19 protein-coding genes and 1 tRNA gene are annotated in these 19,330 nt (G+C 51.2%); 12 read left to right on the top strand and 8 right to left on the bottom strand.

What is annotated here, in order from left to right; translation table 11 throughout:
• Positions 1 to 2: 2 nt before the first annotated feature.
• The 8 genes from glsA to glmS all read right to left on the bottom strand — a co-directional run bounded on the left by glsA (position 3) and on the right by glmS (position 8,831).
• Entirely contained in the window at positions 3 to 1,004 is a 1,002-nt protein-coding gene (glsA, locus tag JTI85_RS07715; protein ID WP_219352379.1) for a glutaminase A, read from the bottom strand.
• Between the two features lie 124 nt (positions 1,005 to 1,128).
• A complete protein-coding gene (locus JTI85_RS07720) occupies positions 1,129 to 2,433 on the bottom strand; it encodes a dicarboxylate/amino acid:cation symporter (RefSeq protein WP_048212246.1) in 1,305 nt (434 codons plus the stop codon).
• Between the two features lie 167 nt (positions 2,434 to 2,600).
• Entirely contained in the window at positions 2,601 to 2,918 is a 318-nt protein-coding gene (locus tag JTI85_RS07725; protein ID WP_048212245.1) for a DUF4387 domain-containing protein, read from the bottom strand.
• A complete protein-coding gene (locus tag JTI85_RS07730) occupies positions 2,915 to 4,285 on the bottom strand; it encodes an acyclic terpene utilization AtuA family protein (RefSeq protein WP_003022951.1) in 1,371 nt (456 codons plus the stop codon). Before JTI85_RS07730 ends, JTI85_RS07725 begins: the two co-directional genes overlap by 4 nt.
• Before the next feature lie 3 nt (positions 4,286 to 4,288).
• On the bottom strand, positions 4,289 to 5,530 hold the full coding sequence (locus JTI85_RS07735; protein ID WP_005122534.1) for a methylaspartate ammonia-lyase: 1,242 nt from the start codon (positions 5,528 to 5,530) through the stop codon (positions 4,289 to 4,291).
• Positions 5,530 to 6,975, bottom strand: coding sequence for a methylaspartate mutase subunit E (locus JTI85_RS07740; protein ID WP_048212243.1), 1,446 nt, complete (start codon positions 6,973 to 6,975; stop codon positions 5,530 to 5,532). The genes JTI85_RS07735 and JTI85_RS07740 overlap by 1 nt, the downstream gene beginning before the upstream one ends.
• Before the next feature lie 12 nt (positions 6,976 to 6,987).
• Positions 6,988 to 8,382: a methylaspartate mutase accessory protein GlmL gene (glmL, locus tag JTI85_RS07745; RefSeq protein ID WP_061067545.1), complete on the bottom strand. Its 1,395-nt coding sequence runs from the start codon at positions 8,380 to 8,382 to the stop codon at positions 6,988 to 6,990.
• The gene (glmS, locus tag JTI85_RS07750) at positions 8,382 to 8,831 is read right to left on the bottom strand and encodes a methylaspartate mutase subunit S (RefSeq protein WP_003022963.1); all 450 of its coding nucleotides are present in this window, start codon (positions 8,829 to 8,831) and stop codon (positions 8,382 to 8,384) included. Before glmS ends, glmL begins: the two co-directional genes overlap by 1 nt.
• Before the next feature lie 1,219 nt (positions 8,832 to 10,050).
• Between glmS and cydA the strand changes: the two genes are divergently transcribed.
• The 12 genes from cydA to JTI85_RS07810 all read left to right on the top strand — a co-directional run bounded on the left by cydA (position 10,051) and on the right by JTI85_RS07810 (position 19,327).
• A complete protein-coding gene (gene cydA, locus JTI85_RS07755; protein ID WP_005125442.1) occupies positions 10,051 to 11,619 on the top strand; it encodes a cytochrome ubiquinol oxidase subunit I in 1,569 nt (522 codons plus the stop codon).
• A 15-nt stretch (positions 11,620 to 11,634) separates the two neighbouring features.
• Positions 11,635 to 12,774, top strand: coding sequence for a cytochrome d ubiquinol oxidase subunit II (cydB, locus tag JTI85_RS07760; protein ID WP_005125441.1), 1,140 nt, complete (start codon positions 11,635 to 11,637; stop codon positions 12,772 to 12,774).
• A 14-nt stretch (positions 12,775 to 12,788) separates the two neighbouring features.
• Complete coding sequence (cydX, locus tag JTI85_RS07765) at positions 12,789 to 12,902, top strand: cytochrome bd-I oxidase subunit CydX (protein WP_003022970.1); 114 nt, start codon at positions 12,789 to 12,791, stop codon at positions 12,900 to 12,902.
• A complete protein-coding gene (gene ybgE, locus JTI85_RS07770) occupies positions 12,902 to 13,195 on the top strand; it encodes a cyd operon protein YbgE (RefSeq protein ID WP_048212241.1) in 294 nt (97 codons plus the stop codon). Before cydX ends, ybgE begins: the two co-directional genes overlap by 1 nt.
• 273 nt (positions 13,196 to 13,468) lie before the next feature.
• A complete protein-coding gene (gene ybgC, locus JTI85_RS07775; protein WP_005125439.1) occupies positions 13,469 to 13,873 on the top strand; it encodes a tol-pal system-associated acyl-CoA thioesterase in 405 nt (134 codons plus the stop codon).
• Entirely contained in the window at positions 13,870 to 14,562 is a 693-nt protein-coding gene (gene tolQ, locus JTI85_RS07780) for a Tol-Pal system protein TolQ (RefSeq protein WP_003022976.1), read from the top strand. Before ybgC ends, tolQ begins: the two co-directional genes overlap by 4 nt.
• 3 nt (positions 14,563 to 14,565) lie before the next feature.
• Positions 14,566 to 14,994, top strand: coding sequence for a colicin uptake protein TolR (gene tolR / locus JTI85_RS07785; RefSeq protein ID WP_005125437.1), 429 nt, complete (start codon positions 14,566 to 14,568; stop codon positions 14,992 to 14,994).
• A 64-nt stretch (positions 14,995 to 15,058) separates the two neighbouring features.
• Positions 15,059 to 16,315, top strand: coding sequence for a cell envelope integrity protein TolA (gene tolA / locus JTI85_RS07790; protein WP_003022980.1), 1,257 nt, complete (start codon positions 15,059 to 15,061; stop codon positions 16,313 to 16,315).
• Positions 16,316 to 16,443: 128 nt separating this feature from the next.
• A complete protein-coding gene (gene tolB / locus JTI85_RS07795) occupies positions 16,444 to 17,736 on the top strand; it encodes a Tol-Pal system beta propeller repeat protein TolB (protein WP_038638949.1) in 1,293 nt (430 codons plus the stop codon).
• A 34-nt stretch (positions 17,737 to 17,770) separates the two neighbouring features.
• Positions 17,771 to 18,289 carry a peptidoglycan-associated lipoprotein Pal gene (gene pal, locus JTI85_RS07800; protein ID WP_003022983.1) on the top strand — a complete coding sequence of 173 codons (519 nt, stop codon included), beginning with the start codon at positions 17,771 to 17,773 and terminating at the stop codon, positions 18,287 to 18,289.
• A 9-nt stretch (positions 18,290 to 18,298) separates the two neighbouring features.
• Positions 18,299 to 19,087 (top strand): cell division protein CpoB, encoded by a 789-nt coding sequence (gene cpoB / locus JTI85_RS07805; protein ID WP_048212240.1) that lies wholly within the window; start codon positions 18,299 to 18,301, stop codon positions 19,085 to 19,087.
• Between the two features lie 164 nt (positions 19,088 to 19,251).
• Positions 19,252 to 19,327, top strand: a tRNA-Lys gene (locus tag JTI85_RS07810).
• Positions 19,328 to 19,330 lie beyond the last annotated feature (3 nt).

Below are 19,330 nucleotides of genomic sequence, written 5' to 3' on the forward strand. Positions count from 1 at the left end.
TGTTATTTGGCTAAAAAGACGTTGGCTTTTGTCGCTTCGGCGACATATTCGATAGTTTTCTGGGCACGAACGCTGTTTCCGGCTTCATCAAGCGGCGGAGAATAGACCGCAATCGCATATTCGCCTGGGACGACGGCAACCATGCCGCCGCCGACGCCGCTTTTCGCCGGAATGCCAACGGTGTACAGCCATTTACCGCTGCCGTCGTACAGTCCGGCAATCGCCATTTCCGCCAGCACTTGCGGAACATATTTTTCATTCAGCAACTGCTTGCCGTTGAACGGCGATTTCCCTTTGTTCGCCAGTACGGCACCCATTTTGGCCAGTTGCTCAACGGTGATATCCACCGAGCACTGACGGGTATAAATTTCGACGGCGTCGTCGGTGTTGCCATAGAAGCTGTTATAGGATTCCATCAGCTTCGCCAGCGCCTGATTGTGCTGGTTGGTCTCCATCTCAGATTTGTAAACCGGCTCATTAACCGTGAGCGTGGCATCGGCCCAGACGTTCAGGTTGTCGAGGATTTTGTTCCAGCGATCGGTTTTGTCTGTGGCTTCAATCAGACTAACGGTGCTCATGGCTCCGGCGTTTACCAGCGGGTTTTCCGGCGCGCCTTTGGTCAGTTCAACCGCTAAACCGGAGTTAAAAGGCATGCCAGTGGCATTGGCCCCGAGTTTATCCAGCACCACCTGAGGACCGTGCTGTTCCATGGCGAGCGCCATGGTGAAGACTTTACTCAGGGATTCCATGGGAAAGGGTTTGTTAACATCGCCAACCTGGTAGATTTTTCCGTCCACCGTAGCAATAGTGATGGCAAAATTATTTGGGCTGTAGCTCGCCAGGGCAGGGATGTAGTCGGCGACTTTTCCATTATTGTTACTTTTGTACTTTTGATGCGCCTGTTCTATCAGTCTGGCGTAGTCCGGCGCGGTTTGCGCGAATGAGGTAGCGCTAAACAAGACGCTGAAAGAAAAGAGACTCACGCCGAGCAGAGTTTTAGTCATGGTGCTTTCCTGTTGGGGTACTTATCATGCGCCGGATGGCGGCGTACCGCCTGATCCGGCCTACGGATAATTAAACGTTATGTAGGCCGGATAAGCGCAAGCGCCATCCGGCAATAACGAGGTATCAGGACAACGCGACTTCTGTTTCGGTGACCGGGCGGTCTTGCTCCGGTGTTTTGACTGGCGCTGTTCCGCGGCAGCCTGAACCAAAGTGTTCACCTTCCCAGCGACCTACAATGGCAGCGCCCATGGCATTACTCATGACGTTGGTGGCGGAACGACCCATATCGAGGAACGGATCGACGCCCATCAGCAGGATCAAACCCGCCTCCGGAATGTTGAACTGGTTCAGGGTAGCGGCGATAACGACCATCGAGGCACGCGGTACACCCGCCATCCCTTTAGAGGTCAGCATCAGAATTAACAGCATGGTAATTTGCTCGCCCATGCTCAACTCAATGTTGCACGCCTGGGCAATAAAGACGGTGGCAAAGGAGCAATAGGCCATGGAGCCTACGAGGTTAAAGGAGTAACCGATCGGCAGAACGAAGCTGGCAATTTTTGACGATACGCCGAATTTTTCCAGCTTATCCAGCGTGCCCGGGAAGGCTGCTTCAGAACTGGAGGTCGTAAAGGCCAGCAGTGCAGGCTCGAAGATTGATTTGGTCAAACGCGCGATGCAAGGCCCGACTATCATGGTTGACAGGCCAATCAGAATTGCCCACAGCATACCCAGCGTCAGGTAGAATTCACCCATGAAGATCCCGGCGCTGACCATTACACCCAGACCACGTTCGGCAATCAAACCTGAAATAGCGGCAAAAACGGTCAGTGGCGCAAACAGCATGACGTAGCCTGTCAGCTTCAGCATCACGTGTACCAGCGAATCCAGAACCTTAACGATAGGCTCGGCTTTTTCACCGATTGCGGCCAGGCTGCAACCGAGGAAAATGGAGAACACCACGATCTGCAGGATTTCGTTACGCGCCATCGCGTCAACGATACTGGTTGGTACGGCATGTGAGATAAAGACTTTCAGCGTGAACGGCTCTGACTTAACAGCGGCAACAGCGCCTGCGTCATGAGCAACAAAATTGATACCTGCGCCCGGCTGGAAGATATTAACGATAACCAGACCCAAGGCGATCGACAGCAGTGAGGCACAAATAAACAGGAAAAAGGTTTTAGAAAATATACGACCCAGCGTTTTGGCATCGCCCATCTTGGCAATACCGACAACCAGAGTTGAAATAACCAATGGCGCAATAATCATCTTCACCATACGTAAGAATATAGTGGTGAAAATGGAAATATCCTGTGCATATGATTTTGCTGTTTCAGCCGCGGCCATATTATTAATGGCCACCCCGGCAATCATGCCGAGTATCAGGCCTAATATGATCATCTTGGTTAAACTTATTTTCTTCATGTGTACTCCATCGGATAAAGGCTGGTAATTGGAATAATGTAGGGTGGCGTGTGCCTGAGCCTGGACAGCAGCTCAGACGCACGCCTGTTGTGACCAACCGCATGAATATTCGAAGCACTGTGATACAGCTGAACTCTGTGCTCCAATGGCTGTTATTGTGTTTTTTGTTACAGATCGAATTCAATACTTAATAATGGTGCGTGTTGCTGCGCGCCATAAACATCATTGTCACCGACATTGCCGGAAATAATATCGCGCGGCATGACAATTTTTACGGCATTTGCCGGATCGAACCACACAATATTGTGAATAAAGTCAGGTTCGACATTATATAACCCAGCAATAAGTTGCGGAGTTAATTGCTCTGAGCGTTTTACGCGCTGATAGTCTTCCCGGGTTTTAAACAAAATATCTAAAACCAGTTCGTACGGTCCGGCATTTTTTGAGCGAATGACCTGCGCCAGTGAACAAATTGAGTGTTTCATGCCTGAACTCCTTCTGGCGTCACCTGCTCAATGTGGAAATCAAACCGCAGTGCATCGCTGGCTTCAATCAGGTGATAGATCGAGAACTCATACACCGGCCCACTCTGAATATCAGATGGCGAGAATGGGAAAGCGAGGTTGCCCGCCGTGGCAATACGATTTTCATAGCCGTAGTGCAACAGGGTAGAGCGCACCAGCGAGCAAACGCTGTTGGCGATATCCTGCGTCGGCGCAACGACGTCCAGTAAAATCCCCAGTTCATGACCCGCGGTTTTCATCGGTTCATGGTTGCCCATCACGCCGTTCTTCCCGTACAGGTGGAACGTCATGCGGATGCTGTCGTCATTCAGGGAGAGGTTACGTGCTACGCTTGCCTGTACCTCTTCGAGAATGGTGTCAATTCCGGCAATCATAATCGGGTCGCGCGTTCCGGCGATGGTCAGGCAGCGGAAGCCAACCTGACGCGCGCCTTCCAGTTTCAACGCATACGGTGTTTCTTCATGACGTGAACCGCTGACATACACTTCGCCCTCGTTAACCTGGGTAAAGGTGCACGCTTTCAGGTTCAGCACACCGCCCGGTCCCGGCAGGAAGTACGGATCGGACTTCTCATACAGGGTGTGCGCCGCAGCAGACGTTTCAGTGAACTTACGCTTGGGATTGAACGCCTTCAGCGTAAAGCCGTTGTCGTCGATAATGCCCATCGCACAATCGGAGCCGGAGCCGGGGGTTGCTGCAATGGCAGCACACTCAAGGATCTTACCGCAGTGCAGCGCCAGACCTTCATCAAAGCCTTGCATAATCGGCAGCGCCGCGAAGCAGGCTGGATCGTAAGCGCGTCCGCCCAGAACAACCTGTGCCCCCGCTTTCAGCGCACGCTGGAAAGGTTCGACACCCATCTGCGCGACGATGTAGGTACTCTCTTCAATCGCCTCGTGAGTCAGTTCAGGCACAAAATCGAGCGCGGTGATTTTGCCGTTATCCAGCGCCTGATGAACGATTTCTTTGTCTACATCAGACGGGATCAGCGCCATTGAGAAGGACAGTTTTTCTTCCTGGGCAATCTCATGGATTATCTGGCGACACCACTCCAGATGCGGAGCGGCACCAGAACCACCGGCGGTACCGATCACGACCGGGATGTTGTTCTTAACGCCCGCCACGATCATATAGCGCAGATCGCGTTTTACCCCGGCTCTGTCGGTAAAGGGTTTACCTGCCCCCAGGTAGTGGGGGCCAGGATCGGAGGAACCTGCGTCAACAGCAATAAGATCCGGTGACTCTTCCATGGCTTTACGAAAACTTTCTTCCGGGAAGCCATAACCCAGGATAGCCGTCGGCGATAAGATCTTAAATGTGCGTGCCATCTCTTAATCCTTAGTTTGCAACAACGCGATGGTGCGATTCATCTCGTTAAACACGATGTTGAGACCTTCATCGAAACCCATACCCGGTTTAACCAGCATACGCATCGGACGCGCGGCAAGCGCCACGTGTACGCAGGTGCGGGCACTGATCTCGGTTTCGTTACAAGTACCGCCCTGATAAGCTTCCATGGCGTGTTTGTTGCAATACAGCACCGCATCAACGATGTTGTGAATACCGCCAAGATCAGGGGTTTTGATCTGTACCATGTGGCAGCTGCCCGCATCGGTAAAGTCCACGATATCCTGATAGGTGTTACACCATTCGTCGGCGACAATTTTCACGCCGGAACCCAGACGGGTCAGCTCTTTGGTGATGGCAGTCAACATGCGGATCTGATCCGGCTTGTTACCGGCATCTACCGGCCCTTCGATATACAGCGGCAGGCCTTGAGCTTCGGCTTCCAGGCTGGCGATGTATTCGGCGCAGCGCACGGGATCCATATCGAAGATCAGACCGATCGTGCCGTACACATCAATATGCAGCGTTGGGTGATAACGTTCGCTGGTGCGCAGGCTTAAAATGCGGTCGGACAACCAACGTACATACTCACGCAGTTTTTCGCCTTTAAAGCCCAGTTTCTCTTCCACGTTGTTGATCAGCGCATGCGGCAGGACGTCCACCCCTTTGAGGATCATTTTGTCAACGGCGATATAACGGTCGTCGCCGCTCTGACCAAATAATGGAATGGCTTCCGGCACGCACGGCAGTTGCCATTCATCGCAAACCACTTCAGTTTTCAGACGACCGGTAGCCAGCGCTGCCGCGTCGAGCAGCGCCTGAGACAGACCATAGCGAACGGCGGTATGCAGCAGATGACCGTCAATACGCAGTTGATCAAAGAAACGGGCGTTTGGCAGGAACGCATCAACGTCACGGCCTTCCAGCAGCGGTTTGATGTGATCGTTGAGGAACGGAATGAAATTTTCTGCCAGGAATAGCGGATCACGGCCACCTGCACCTGAATATTGCACCGCTGCGCAATCGCCCACCGCTACCGCGCCATTTTCCAGAATCAGTTGCACGGAAACGCATTCACCCGCCTGACGAACAGAGGTAAATCCAGGTGTTACCGGATCGCCGGTATAGATAAACCCGTCATGACCGGCGCCATTTTTGATGGCCTGCTGATCGTCAAAATAAAATGAGGAGTAGCCAGCGGTGAAAAGGGCCTTTTTGATTTTCATTATGGTCTTCCTATTAATTTACTGTGGGATACGGCGTTGATGTCATCAATGACCATCTGGAAAGAAGGCTTGCGGCCTTCAAAATGTGCGCGCTCTGCGACATAGTCGTGGTGCAGGGCGAGAATATCTTTCGGCAGCGGAACCGCACCGGCTTCGAGAATACGGATGGCGCCTGTGTTATCGCGCACCGGCAGAATTTTGCCCGCATTGCAGGCGGCAGGTGCGAACGGCACATCCAGTACGCCAGCTTCAAAGGCCAGCACTGTACCGCGCGCAATGTCGCCATTACCCAGTTCGAAGACTTTTTTCAGTACTGCGCGGACTTCACTCTTAATCAGTTCGACTTCCTGCTCGACGGCAGCGCATTGCGGGAATTTCTGGTCGCTGACCATGTTGAGCATCTGGCGTGACGCTTTCAGACCCTGGGCGTTGGCTGCAGCCGTTGGGATACCGAACGCTTCGTGCGGGCTTTTGGTAATGACTTTCGTGGCACCGGACATACCGGCAACCGCCGCACCCCAGGCGATAACGGAGAAGGCTTTCGCTTCATCTTCTGGGAATCCGCCCATCCACTGGTGGAAAACGGTACTCAGTTCGTAATCGTCGAAGCCGTGGTTATGGAAGTATTCGTGGGACAGTTCACGCAGCGCCTGAATGGCGGCGATATCCTGCGTCAGGCTACCGACCTGGCCGTAGCCGACGGTAATGGATTTCACGCCTTGTTCCAGCGCCAGCAGACCTTCAATAATCGCCACCGAGTGGGACATAAACGGCGGGATCAGGGTACCGGTCAGCGGGCCAAACGGCTCACGGTTGATGCGAATACCGTTCTCTTCGTACAGACCCATCAGGCGATCGCAGTACTGCCAGTCGCGGATGGATTTTTCCAGGGTGACGCGTTTAGCGTAAGGGATGTTGTAGGAGATACCGCCACCTTCGTAGCTGGTAAAGCCACTGGCCATGGCGATTTCAGCCAGCAGGCGCGCATCCGGCGTACCGTGGCGGACCTGGATTGGTTTTTCCAGCGACTCAGTCATACGGCGGCAGGCAGCAACCCCATGATTGACGACGGGTAAACCATTCAGTTTGGAGGTGCCCGCCTCGATAGATTTTTGGATCCCGACAGCCGCTTCTTCATAGCGGTTCAGACGAGTATAGGCATCGATGGTACTTGGCAGGAGGTCACATTCTTCCTGCAATGTTTTAAGCAGCTCAATATGTTCATCCATGAGTGCGACGCCTGCACGCGGCTGGCTCAGTGTTTTACCTTCTTGATCGGCCTTCAACAGCGCGAGGGAGAAGCGTTTTGAATCTGGAATTGATTGCTGGTACTTCACGCCATCTTCGAATTTCTCAACGTCTTTGCCGGTTTCCCAGGTTTGCAACACCTGGTGCCTTTCGGTCATGAATTCGTCGTGGGTCAATTTTTTATTTCGAAGTTCCATTCGTAGCTGCCTTTAGTTTTGTAGGGTTAAACACTGAATGCTGGTGCGAGCAGCGGCTTGCGGGTACAGCCTGGCGACGTTTGCCAGTAGCGGGAGCAGGCCATTTGAATCGCGGTAATACTCAAACTGATTCGGTAACAGAATTCTTTTACCCTGGTCGTCCAGCTCCCGGTATTTAAGCCAGTTATGGATATCGAACTGGCTGGCGCGAGAGAGCCATCCCCCTGAACCGACGACTTTGCGTACGGTGGTGAGATCGCGACCCATCTGTAAATCCACGTTACCGACGCAGGTGCAAACCTGCTTCTTAGTGCCCGCGTGGCGCTCAGTGGCATAGCCCACGCACAAACCGGCTAACAAAGTGTCGAAATATTTCTCTTCCTCGTTGACCGGCAGGTAGTCCGGCTGCCCAACCAGATGGCGCAGGTAGCGATAAAACGCTTCCTCACGTTGTGGTTGTTGGGCGAAAACAACTTTCACCATATCCTGCGTGCTTTCTCCCACCACGACGGCGGAAACGCGCATGCCCAAATCACCTTCAACGGTACGTTTGACGAACGGTTCAGGGACACCATGCAGGACAGTATCGGGGGAGAGGGTATTCGCGCTGGCTGAATAGACATCCGTGGTGGCGCCACCCATATCAATCAGCATGAACTCCTTCCATGCGTTGTCGTAATCGCTAATGGCTTTGACTAACTCATAGACCGTCCATGGCGTCGGCATTGGCTCTTCGCCTGTTTCGCCAACAATGACGTCCAGACCTTTACCTTTGACAATGCGTGACAAGAACACATCGCAAATCGCCTGGCGCGCGGCAAACGGATTCGGGTGATCGAGATCCGGCAGAATGTTGTCTACCGTGGTCAGATCTTTGTGTCCCAGAATCGTTTGTATTTCGTCCTGAATGTCCCGGTTTCCGGCGTAGATAATGGCGCAATCAAGCTTTGAACCTGCCAGCGCGTGCGCATTCGCCAGGCCGTAGCTTTCTTCGCCGCCGTCTGTACCGCCGGTAAACAACAGAATATCTGGCGGTGCAGATTCCAGTTCCTGGATGTCATGACGGTTCAGTTTGTACGAATAATATTGCGCGATTTTCGCTCCTGCCGAATGGGCGGTAACTTTTGCCGATTCCAGCGTAATGGAAGGCACCAGCCCCATTGCTGCCACGGCGAGTCCACCTTTGGCCGAGGAGGAGTATTTCAACTGCACTTCACCACTTTTCAGTAACGGGCGAGCATCGGCAACGTTCAGCACCTGATTCAGGCTGGCAAAAAAACCGTCTGCCAGATGATGTGTGGTGGTTGGGGTCAGGACATGGTTTACCAGGGTTAATTCCTCACCTTCATGGGCGAAGAGGGCTGCCTTGGTCCATGTCGAGCCGATATCGACAGAAACTGTTTGCATCAGATGGCCTCTTCCAGGCAACGCTGCTCGAGGCCATTGTGTTGGTGAATATCATTAGTGATAAGCGCACAGACATCTTCCAGGTCGTGGCTCGGGGCGAAGACGCGGTTAAACCCCATCTCTTTAAATTTCACTTCGACATCGGCGAAGTCATGTTTTCCGACGACCAGGTTGCCGCCGACGTACAACAGGATGTCGCCGAGGCCACGTTCAATACAGCGCTCACGCAAGCCGAGGCAGTCAATGTCGCCGTGGCCGTAGATGGAAGACACCACGATGGCATCAGCGCCTGTTTCAATCGCGGCATCAATATATTCATCCTGGCTCACCATCACCCCGAGGTTGATTACGTGAAAATCATGAGCAGTAAAAACGCGATCCAGAACTTTATTGCCTACTGCATGGCAGTCAGCACCGATGACGCCAATAACAAGTGTAGATTTCTTCATGGGTAATCCTCTGTAGGGCTGATGGTCAATAAGTGAAAATTGTTTTCTAATATTTAGAGCATGGGTTTTGACAACCTTTTAATAGGGTTGGAGTTTCTGTGGAAGCGGAAAAGGAAGCAATTGATCTATTTTCAAAATATCCTGCGCAAAATGATTGTTATATTTTACCTTCATAAAAATTCATTTAAATCAATGTGTTATAAATTAATTTCCATTGGTTATTTTATTTATTAGCGAATTACCTAATAAACCACTTGCCATGTTTGTGATCGAAATCTTATTTTGTGGCGCAGGCTTTGTCAGGGGTGTTTTTAATAATTTCGAAAATGGTATTCGCTAAATAACTTGTGAACGGCATAACGGTTTTTTATTTATTAATCTTATATGTCGTAAATTTTTTTTGTTAAATTTAAGATAAAAATGATAATGAATTGTTCGGAATATATATATTCTTTGGCATAGAAGCGATGTTGTGGTGGGAGTGATAACTTACAGTGATGATTTAAGCGAAACGGCGGGTCTCTGCAGGGAGATCGCCAAACCTCAGGGCGTCGGTCAATGCTTGCCGCTTCGCTTCCAGTTGAGATAGTTACATTGTGGTGTTAATTATAAGTAAAATTAAAATGAATGATTTGTATTAAATAATGATTACAGGACTTGCTAAACAAAAAACTGTGAGCTACCCAGCAATAGTGACTCTTTATCTGTCCATAATTTTGTCCCCCAGACTGGTTAAAAGATCGTGTAGATTTAAATAAATATCCTATCATTTGTAGTAACGGCAATTACTCATTGAAAAACATATTGTTAACATGGCGTTCACTAGTCACGCTAGCGATAAACACTATTAACATTTAAATTGAAAATTGATTTAAATCAATGTTTAAAACTTGGTAAACATCACCAAATGAGGTTAAATTGCTGCAGATCAAATTGGTCTGAAAGTGATAAATTAGCTATAAATTGATCACTATCGAAAAATGCAAATTTACCTCGATAAAAACCTGTTTATTGTAAGGATTTTACGGCGTAATATAATTGCGGGATCAATTTGAGTGTTTTATTAACATGTTTGTAACCTTTCATCATTGTCCTTTCTTCAAATGAGAAGAAAGAGCAGCGGGGGAAGGAAGCAAATAAATTTGTATTGGGGCATGCGTGTGACCCTTTCTAACGGGGTTCACTCTCGGAGTCTTCATGCGATGAGCAAGGAGTCATGATGTTAGATATAGTCGAACTGTCGCGCTTACAGTTTGCCTTGACCGCGATGTACCACTTCCTGTTTGTGCCACTGACGCTCGGTATGGCGTTCTTGTTGGCCATCATGGAAACGGTCTACGTCCTTTCCGGCAAACAGATTTATAAAGATATGACCAAGTTCTGGGGCAAGTTGTTTGGTATCAACTTCGCTCTGGGTGTGGCAACCGGTCTGACCATGGAGTTCCAGTTCGGGACTAACTGGTCTTACTATTCCCACTATGTAGGGGATATTTTCGGTGCGCCGCTGGCGATTGAAGGTTTGATGGCCTTCTTCCTAGAATCCACCTTTGTAGGTCTGTTCTTCTTCGGCTGGGACCGTTTGGGTAAAGTCCAGCATATGTGCGTCACCTGGCTGGTGGCCTTAGGTTCAAACCTGTCCGCACTGTGGATTCTGGTTGCGAACGGCTGGATGCAAAACCCAATCGCTGCGGATTTCAACTTTGAAACCATGCGTATGGAGATGCTGAGCTTCTCTGAACTGGTGCTCAACCCGGTTGCTCAGGTGAAATTTGTTCACACTGTGGCTTCTGGTTATGTTTGTGGCGCGATGTTCGTTCTGGGTATCAGCTCCTACTATATGCTGCGCGGCCGTGACTTCGCGTTTGCTAAACGTTCTTTTGCTATCGCTGCCAGCTTTGGTATGGCTGCCATTCTGTCTGTTATCGTTCTGGGTGATGAATCTGGTTACGAAATGGGCGACGTGCAGAAAACCAAACTTGCTGCTATTGAAGCCGAGTGGGAAACCCAACCTGCACCGGCATCCTTTACGCTGTTCGGTATTCCGGACCAGGATGCGCAGGAAAACCATTTTGCGATTCAAATTCCTTATGCCCTGGGCATCATCGCTACCCGCTCCGTTGATACACCGGTCATTGGTCTGAAAGATCTGATGGTGCAGCACGAAGAGCGTATCCGTAACGGGATGAAAGCGTATCAACTGCTGGAAGAACTGCGTGCAGGTTCTACCGATCAGGCTGTTCGCGACCAGTTCAACAGCATGAAGAAAGATCTGGGCTATGGTCTGCTGCTGAAACGCTACACGGACAACGTCACCGACGCGACCGAAGCGCAAATTCAGCAAGCTACGAAAGACTCTATCCCTCGTGTTGCACCGCTGTACTTCGCATTCCGTATTATGGTGGCGTGCGGCATCCTGATGCTGGCTATCATTGCTGTGTCCTTCTGGACCGTGATTCGTAATCGTATCGGCGAGAAAAAATGGCTGCTGCGCACCGCGCTGTATGCGATTCCGCTGCCGTGGATTGCGATTGAATCCGGTTGGTTTGTCGCAGAGTACGGTCGTCAACCGTGGGCGATTGGTGAAGTGTTACCAACAGCCGTAGCGAACTCTTCGCTGACCGCTGGCGACCTCATCTTCTCGATGCTGTTGATTTGCGGCCTGTATACCCTGTTCCTGGTGGCTGAACTGTATCTGATGTTCAAGTTCGCACGCCTTGGGCCGAGTAGCCTGAAAACCGGTCGTTATCACTACGAGCAGTCCACTGTGACTTCTCAGCCGGCACGCTAAGACAGGAGTCGTCAAATGATCGATTATGAAGTATTGCGTTTTATCTGGTGGCTGCTGGTTGGCATTCTGCTGATTGGTTTTGCGGTCACTGATGGCTTCGACATGGGGGTGGGCATGCTCACCCGTTTCCTCGGTCGTAATGATACCGAGCGTCGAATTATGATTAACTCCATCGCCCCGCACTGGGACGGTAACCAGGTTTGGCTCATCACCGCGGGTGGCGCACTGTTCGCTGCCTGGCCGATGGTGTATGCCGCTGCGTTCTCCGGTTTCTATGTGGCGATGATCCTGGTACTGGCGTCTTTGTTCTTCCGTCCGGTCGGTTTTGATTACCGCTCCAAGATCGAAGACATGCGCTGGCGCAACATGTGGGACTGGGGCATCTTCATCGGTAGCTTCGTGCCGCCGCTGGTTATCGGTGTTGCGTTTGGCAACCTGCTGCAAGGTGTTCCGTTCCACATGGATGAGTACATGCGCTTGTACTACACCGGTAACTTCTTCCAACTGCTGAATCCGTTTGGTCTGCTGGCAGGGGTTGTGAGCGTAGGGATGATCATCACTCAGGGCGCAACCTATCTGCAGATGCGTACCGTAGGCGAACTACATCTGCGTGCACGTACCACCTCACAGGTTGCGGCGCTGGTGACTCTGGTTTGCTTCGCACTGGCCGGCGTTTGGGTTATTTACGGTATTGATGGTTATGTTGTGACTTCCGCACTGGATCACCACGCCGCCTCTAACCCGATGACCAAAGAAGTGGCGCGTGAAGCGGGCGCATGGATGGTGAACTTTAACAATGCACCTATTCTGTGGCTGGTTCCGGCGTTGGGCGTGGTTCTGCCGCTGCTGACTATTCTGACTTCCCGTATGGAGAAAGGGGCCTGGGCGTTCATCTTCTCCTCACTGACGTTAGCCTGCATCATCCTGACTGCCGGTATCGCGATGTTCCCGTTTGTGATGCCATCCAGCACCATGATGAATGCGAGTCTGACCATGTGGGATGCAACGTCCAGTCAGCTGACGCTGAATCTGATGACGTATGTAGCTTGTGTGTTCGTACCGATCATTCTGCTGTACACCGGCTGGTGTTACTGGAAGATGTTTGGTCGCATCACCAAAGAAGATATTGAAAGCAACACCCACTCTCTGTACTAAGTAAGGAGCTTAAAATGTGGTATTTCGCATGGATTTTGGGAACGCTTCTTGCCTGTGCATTTGGGATAATCACAGCGCTGGCGCTTGAGCACGTTGAATCAGGCAAGGCCGGACAAGAAGACAGTTGATGATCAACATTATCGCGATGGTATACAACGCGATGGACAAGCGCCCCTTGCGGGCGCTTTCCTTTGTGCTGGCAATCGTGTTGGCCGGCTGCATATTCTGGGATCCGTCACGTTTCGCGGCCAAAACCAGTACGCTTGAAATCTGGCATGGTTTTCTGCTGATGTGGGCGGTCTGCGCAGGCATCATTCACGGCGTTGGCTTTCGTCCTCGCGCCGTACACTGGCAGGGCATCTTCTGCCCGCTGATCGCAGATATCGTCCTCGTTGTTGGTCTGATTTTCTTCTTCTTTTGAATAAGAAACATCCTTAAATATTTATGGGCTTGCATAAGCCCATAATTTTTTACTCTCCGTTTACTTTCCCCCATTCCAAAGCACCATTCCCGCGCGTATAGTAGCGAAGTTTGAAAGCACTAACCTAATTGCATTACCGGGATGTAAAGTGAAGACAGCGCGATATACAACGACATTCTTGATGCATCGCGGCGGCAAGAACGCGAGTCACCAGGCGCTTACAACGTTAAGCGACCGGTGTGAGTGGGCGAAGCCAACAAAGAGGCAGTAAGAATGAATAAGTATATTTTTCGATGGCCGGTTCGTGTCTATTATGAAGACACCGATGCCGGTGGGGTGGTTTATCACGCCAGCTACGTCGCTTTTTATGAAAGAGCACGCACAGAGATGCTGCGTCATCATCACTTTAGTCAGCAGGTTCTGTTGGCCGAACGTGTAGCCTTTGTGGTGCGCAAGATGACCCTGGAGTATTTTGCGCCTGCCCGGCTTGACGATATGCTCGAAGTCCAAACCGAAATTACGTCAATGCGTGGCACCTCATTGGTTTTCACGCAACGCATTGTCAACGCAGAGAACGTCGTGCTGAATGAAGCCGAAGTTCTGATTGTTTGCGTTGATCCACTCAAAATGAAGCCTCGTGCGCTTCCCAAGTCTATTGTCGCGGAGTTTAAGCAGTGACTGACATGAATATCCTTGATTTGTTCCTGAAGGCAAGCCTTCTGGTTAAACTTATCATGTTGATTTTGATTGGTTTCTCAATCGCATCCTGGGCCATTATTATCCAGCGGACCCGTATTCTTAATGCTGCTTCACGTGAAGCCGAAGCGTTTGAAGACAAGTTCTGGTCCGGCATTGAATTATCGCGCCTGTACCAGGAAAGCCAGGGGCGTCGTGATAATCTGGCAGGTTCAGAGCAAATTTTCTACAGCGGATTCAAAGAATTTGCGCGTCTGCATAGGGCGAATAGTCATGCGCCGGAAGCGGTCGTTGAGGGGGCATCCCGTGCGATGCGTATCTCGATGAACCGTGAACTGGAAACGCTGGAAACGCATATTCCATTCCTCGGCACTGTCGGCTCCATCAGCCCGTATATCGGTCTGTTCGGTACCGTTTGGGGGATCATGCACGCATTTATCGCGCTGGGCGCGGTAAAACAGGCGACGCTGCAAATGGTTGCACCGGGTATCGCGGAAGCGTTGATTGCAACGGCCATTGGTCTGTTTGCGGCAATTCCGGCGGTTATGGCTTACAACCGACTAAATCAGCGCGTGAACAAGCTGGAACTGAATTACGACAACTTTATGGAAGAGTTCACCGCGATTCTGCACCGCCAGGCGTTTACCGTTAGCGAGAGCAACAAGGGGTAAACCATGGCCAGAACGCGTGGACGAGGTCGTCGCGAACTTAAGTCTGAAATCAATATTGTACCGTTGCTCGACGTACTGCTGGTGCTGTTGCTGATCTTTATGGCAACCGCGCCGATCATTACGCAGAGTGTGGAAGTCGACCTGCCGGATGCGACTGAATCGCAAGCCGTCAGCAGTAACGACGAGCCACCGGTCATTATTGAAGTTTCCGGTGTTGGGCAATACAGCGTGGTGGTTGAAAAAGACAGGATGGATCAGCTGCCGCCGGAGCAGGTTATCGCGGAAGCGAAGAGCCGCCTGCAGACCAATCCGAAAACGGTATTTTTAATCGGTGGTGCGAAAGACGTGCCTTATGATGAAATAATTAAAGCGCTGAACTTGTTACACAGTGCAGGCGTTAAATCGGTTGGCTTGATGACGCAGCCAATCTGATGACTGCGTATTGCTGGCTTGAAAGATAGCGCGTAACAGGCGAACAGTTTTTTGGGAACCGAGAGTGTCAAAGGCAACCGAACAAAACGACAAGCTCAAAAGGGCGATAATTATTTCAGCGGTGCTGCATGTCATTTTATTTGCAGCGCTGATCTGGAGTTCGTTCGATGAGCACATTGATGCTTCAGCCGGCGGCGGTGGCGGTTCGTCCATCGACGCCGTTATGGTCGATCCTGGTGCTGTTGTTCAACAGTACGACAGGCAGCAGCAACAGCAGGCAAGTGCGAAACGTGCAGAAGAACAGCGTGAGAAACAGGCGCAGCAGCAGGCCGAGGAGCTTCGTGAGAAGCAGGCGGCAGAGCAAGAGCGTCTGAAACAGCTGGAGAAAGAACGTTTAGCGGCGCAGGAAAAAGTGCGCGAGCAGGCGGAACAGCAGAAACAGGCTGAAGCCGCTGCGGCGAAAGCACAGGAGCAACAAAAGCAGGCTGAAGAGGCTGCGGCGAAGGCTGCTGCAGATGCGAAAGCTAAAGCAGATGCTCAGGCGAAACAAGCGGCAGATGCCGCGAAGAAAGCCGCTGCTGATGCACAGAAGAAAGCTGAGGCGGAAGCTGCAAAAGCGGCTGCCGATGCTAAGAAGGTTGCCGAAGCACAAGCTGCTAAGGCTGCCGCAGATGCTGCGAAGAAAGCACAGGCTGAAGCCGCTAAGCAAGCAGCAGCCGAGAAAGCTGCCGCTGAGAAAGCAGAAAAAGCCGCCGCCGCGAAAGCTGCCGCTGCTGAAAAGGCTGCCGCTGACAAGAAAGCTGCTGCTGAAAAAGCTGCAGCAGATAAAAAGGCTGCAGCCGAGAAAGCTGCTGCCGATAAGAAAGCTGCGGCAGATAAAGCCGCTGCTGCGAAAAAAGCCGCTGCCGAAAAAGCCGCTGCCGCTTCGGGTGTTGACGACTTATTAGGTGACTTAAGCTCCGGTAAGAATGCACCGAAATCGGGCGGTGGAGCGAAAGGAAACGGCCAACCGGCGAAAGATAGTGGTACAAGTGGTGCAAATGGCGGTGCATCTGGCGCTGATATCAGTGCTTACGCATCTCAAATTCGTAATGCGATTCAGAGTCGTCTGTATGGCGCCGATTTGTATGCGGGTAAATCCTGCGTATTACATATCAAGTTAGCGCCTGATGGTCTGCTACTGGATGTGACCGAAGAGGGCGGGGATCCGGCATTGTGCCAGGCTGCGCTGACGGCTGCGAAAACAGCCAGAATTCCTAAGCCGCCTAGCCAGGCTGTTTATGAAAAAGTAAAAGATGCCAAACTGGACTTTAAACTGTAATAACGACCCCTGAGGAATCGGGGGAAACAGTCTAAGGTTGAGACTGAGTTCTGGTAGTTTTGTGTATTTGAGTTTGTTAACATTCTGCTAAATTATCGTGGGCGTTCCGTCCAGATAAGGGAGATATGATGAAGCAGGCATTACGAGTAGCATTTGGTTTTCTGATGCTGTGGGCAGCAGTGCTGCATGCAGAAGTACGTATCGAGATCACCCAAGGGGTGGACTCGGCACGCCCGATTGGTGTTGTCCCGTTCCAGTGGGCAGGGCCGGGCGCTGCACCTGAAGATATCGGTGGTATCGTAGGTGCTGACCTGCGTAACAGCGGTAAATTTAACCCATTAGACCGTTCTCGCCTGCCGCAGCAGCCGGGGACTGCGGCTGAAGTTCAGCCTGCTGCATGGTCTGCCCTGGGTATTGATGCCGTAGTGGTTGGCCAGGTTACGCCAAACCCGGATGGTTCCTATAGCGTTGCATATCAACTGGTTGATACCGGTGGCGCACCAGGTACCGTACTGGCACAGAACACATATAAAGTGAACAAGCAGTGGCTGCGTTATGCGGGCCATACCGCAAGTGACGAAGTTTTTGAAAAACTGACTGGTATTAAGGGCGCATTCCGTACTCGTATCGCGTATGTTGTTCAGACGAACGGTGGTCAGTTCCCGTACGAATTACGTGTGTCTGACTACGATGGTTACAACCAGTTTGTCGTTCACCGCTCTCCGCAGCCGCTGATGTCTCCGGCGTGGTCTCCGGACGGTTCTAAACTGGCCTACGTTACCTTCGAAAGCGGTCGTTCAGCGCTGGTTATTCAGACGTTGTCCAACGGCGCAGTGCGTCAGGTTGCCTCGTTCCCGCGTCACAACGGTGCACCTGCGTTTTCTCCGGATGGCAGCAAACTGGCATTTGCCCTGTCTAAAACCGGTAGCCTGAATCTGTACGTTATGGACATCGGTTCCGGTCAGATCCGTCAGGTCACTGATGGTCGTAGCAACAACACGGAACCTACCTGGTTCCCGGACAGCCAAAACCTGGCCTTTACGTCTGACCAGGCCGGTCGTCCGCAGGTGTATAAAGTTAACGTCAACGGCGGTGCTCCGCAGCGTATTACCTGGGAAGGTTCACAAAACCAGGATGCTGATGTCAGCAGCGACGGTAAGTTTATGGTAATGGTAAGCTCGGCTAATGGTCAGCAGCACATTGCCAAACAAGATCTGGTAGCGGGTGGCGTACAAGTTCTGTCGTCAACGTTCCTGGACGAAACGCCAAGTCTGGCACCTAACGGCACTATGGTAATCTACAGCTCTTCTCAGGGGATGGGATCCGTGCTGAATTTGGTTTCTACAGATGGGCGTTTCAAAGCGCGTCTTCCGGCAACTGATGGTCAGGTTAAATTCCCTGCCTGGTCGCCGTATCTGTGATAATAAATAATTGATTAATAAAGGAATCATTGAAATGCAACTGAACAAAGTGCTGAAAGGGCTGATGATTGCTCTGCCTGTTATGGCTATTGCGGCATGTTCTTCTAACAAGAACGCCAGCAATGACGGCAGCGAAGGCATGCTGGGTGCCGGCACTGGTATGGATGCAAACGGTAGCGGCAACATGTCCTCCGAAGAGCAAGCGCGTCTGCAGATGCAACAGCTGCAGCAGAACAACATCGTTTACTTCGATCTGGATAAGTACGATATCCGTTCTGACTTCGCTGCAATGCTGGATGCGCACGCTAACTTCCTGCGTAGCAACCCGTCTTACAAAGTCACCGTAGAAGGTCATGCGGACGAACGTGGTACGCCTGAGTACAACATCTCCCTGGGTGAACGTCGTGCTAACGCCGTTAAGATGTACCTGCAGGGTAAAGGCGTTTCTGCTGACCAGATCTCCATCGTTTCTTACGGTAAAGAAAAACCTGCAGTACTGGGTCATGACGAAGCGGCTTACGCCAAAAACCGTCGCGCCGTACTGGTTTACTAAGAGAATTGCATGAGCAGTAACTTCAGACATCACCTGTTGAGTCTGTCGTTACTGGTTGGCATAGCGGCCCCCTGGGCCGCTTTTGCTCAGGCGCCAATCAGTAGTGTCGGCTCTGGCTCGGTCGAAGACCGCGTCACTCAACTCGAGCGTATTTCTAACGCTCACAGTCAGCTTTTAACCCAACTCCAGCAACAACTCTCCGATAATCAGTCCGATATTGATGCCCTGCGTGGTCAAATTCAGGAAAGTCAGTATCAGCTGAATCAGGTTGTTGAACGCCAAAAACAGATATTGCTGCAGATGAATAATCTTGGCAGCGGTAGCGCGCCTGCGGCGCAATCTGCGGCTGGCGATCAGAGTGGGGCGGCAACCCCGGCACCCGATGCGGGTGCTGCAGCTTCGTCAGGCGCACCGGCGCAAACTGGCGATGCGAATACTGATTACAATGCGGCAATCGCCCTGGTGCAGGATAAATCCCGTCAGGATGATGCGATCGTTGCATTTCAGAACTTCATCAAAAAGTACCCGGATTCTACTTACCTGCCCAATGCGAATTACTGGCTTGGTCAGTTGAATTACAACAAGGGTAAAAAAGATGATGCAGCGTTCTATTTTGCATCCGTAGTTAAAAACTTCCCGAAATCACCGAAGGCTGCAGACGCGATGTACAAAGTCGGCGTCATCATGCAGGACAAGGGTGACACAGCAAAAGCGAAAGCGGTTTATCAGCAGGTTATCACTAAATACCCTGGTACTGATGGCGCGAAACAAGCGCAAAAACGCCTTGGCGCGATGTAATGCACACCATGCGACCAGAAATCGTGTTATTTCTGGTCGCGTCGTGTGATTCCTAAGCAGTTGAGTAATTTACATCGAAATTTTTGTTGCGCTAAAATCTGAAATCAGTAATATATGCCGCCGTTGCCAAGGGATATCAAACAAACCAAAAGCAGCGCAAAAGTGGGTCGTTAGCTCAGTTGGTAGAGCAGTTGACTTTTAATCAATTGGTCGCAGGTTCGAATCCTGCACGACCCACCAATC

The organism is Citrobacter sp. Colony219 (assembly GCF_019382635.1).
GTDB classification, from domain to species: domain Bacteria; phylum Pseudomonadota; class Gammaproteobacteria; order Enterobacterales; family Enterobacteriaceae; genus Citrobacter; species Citrobacter youngae.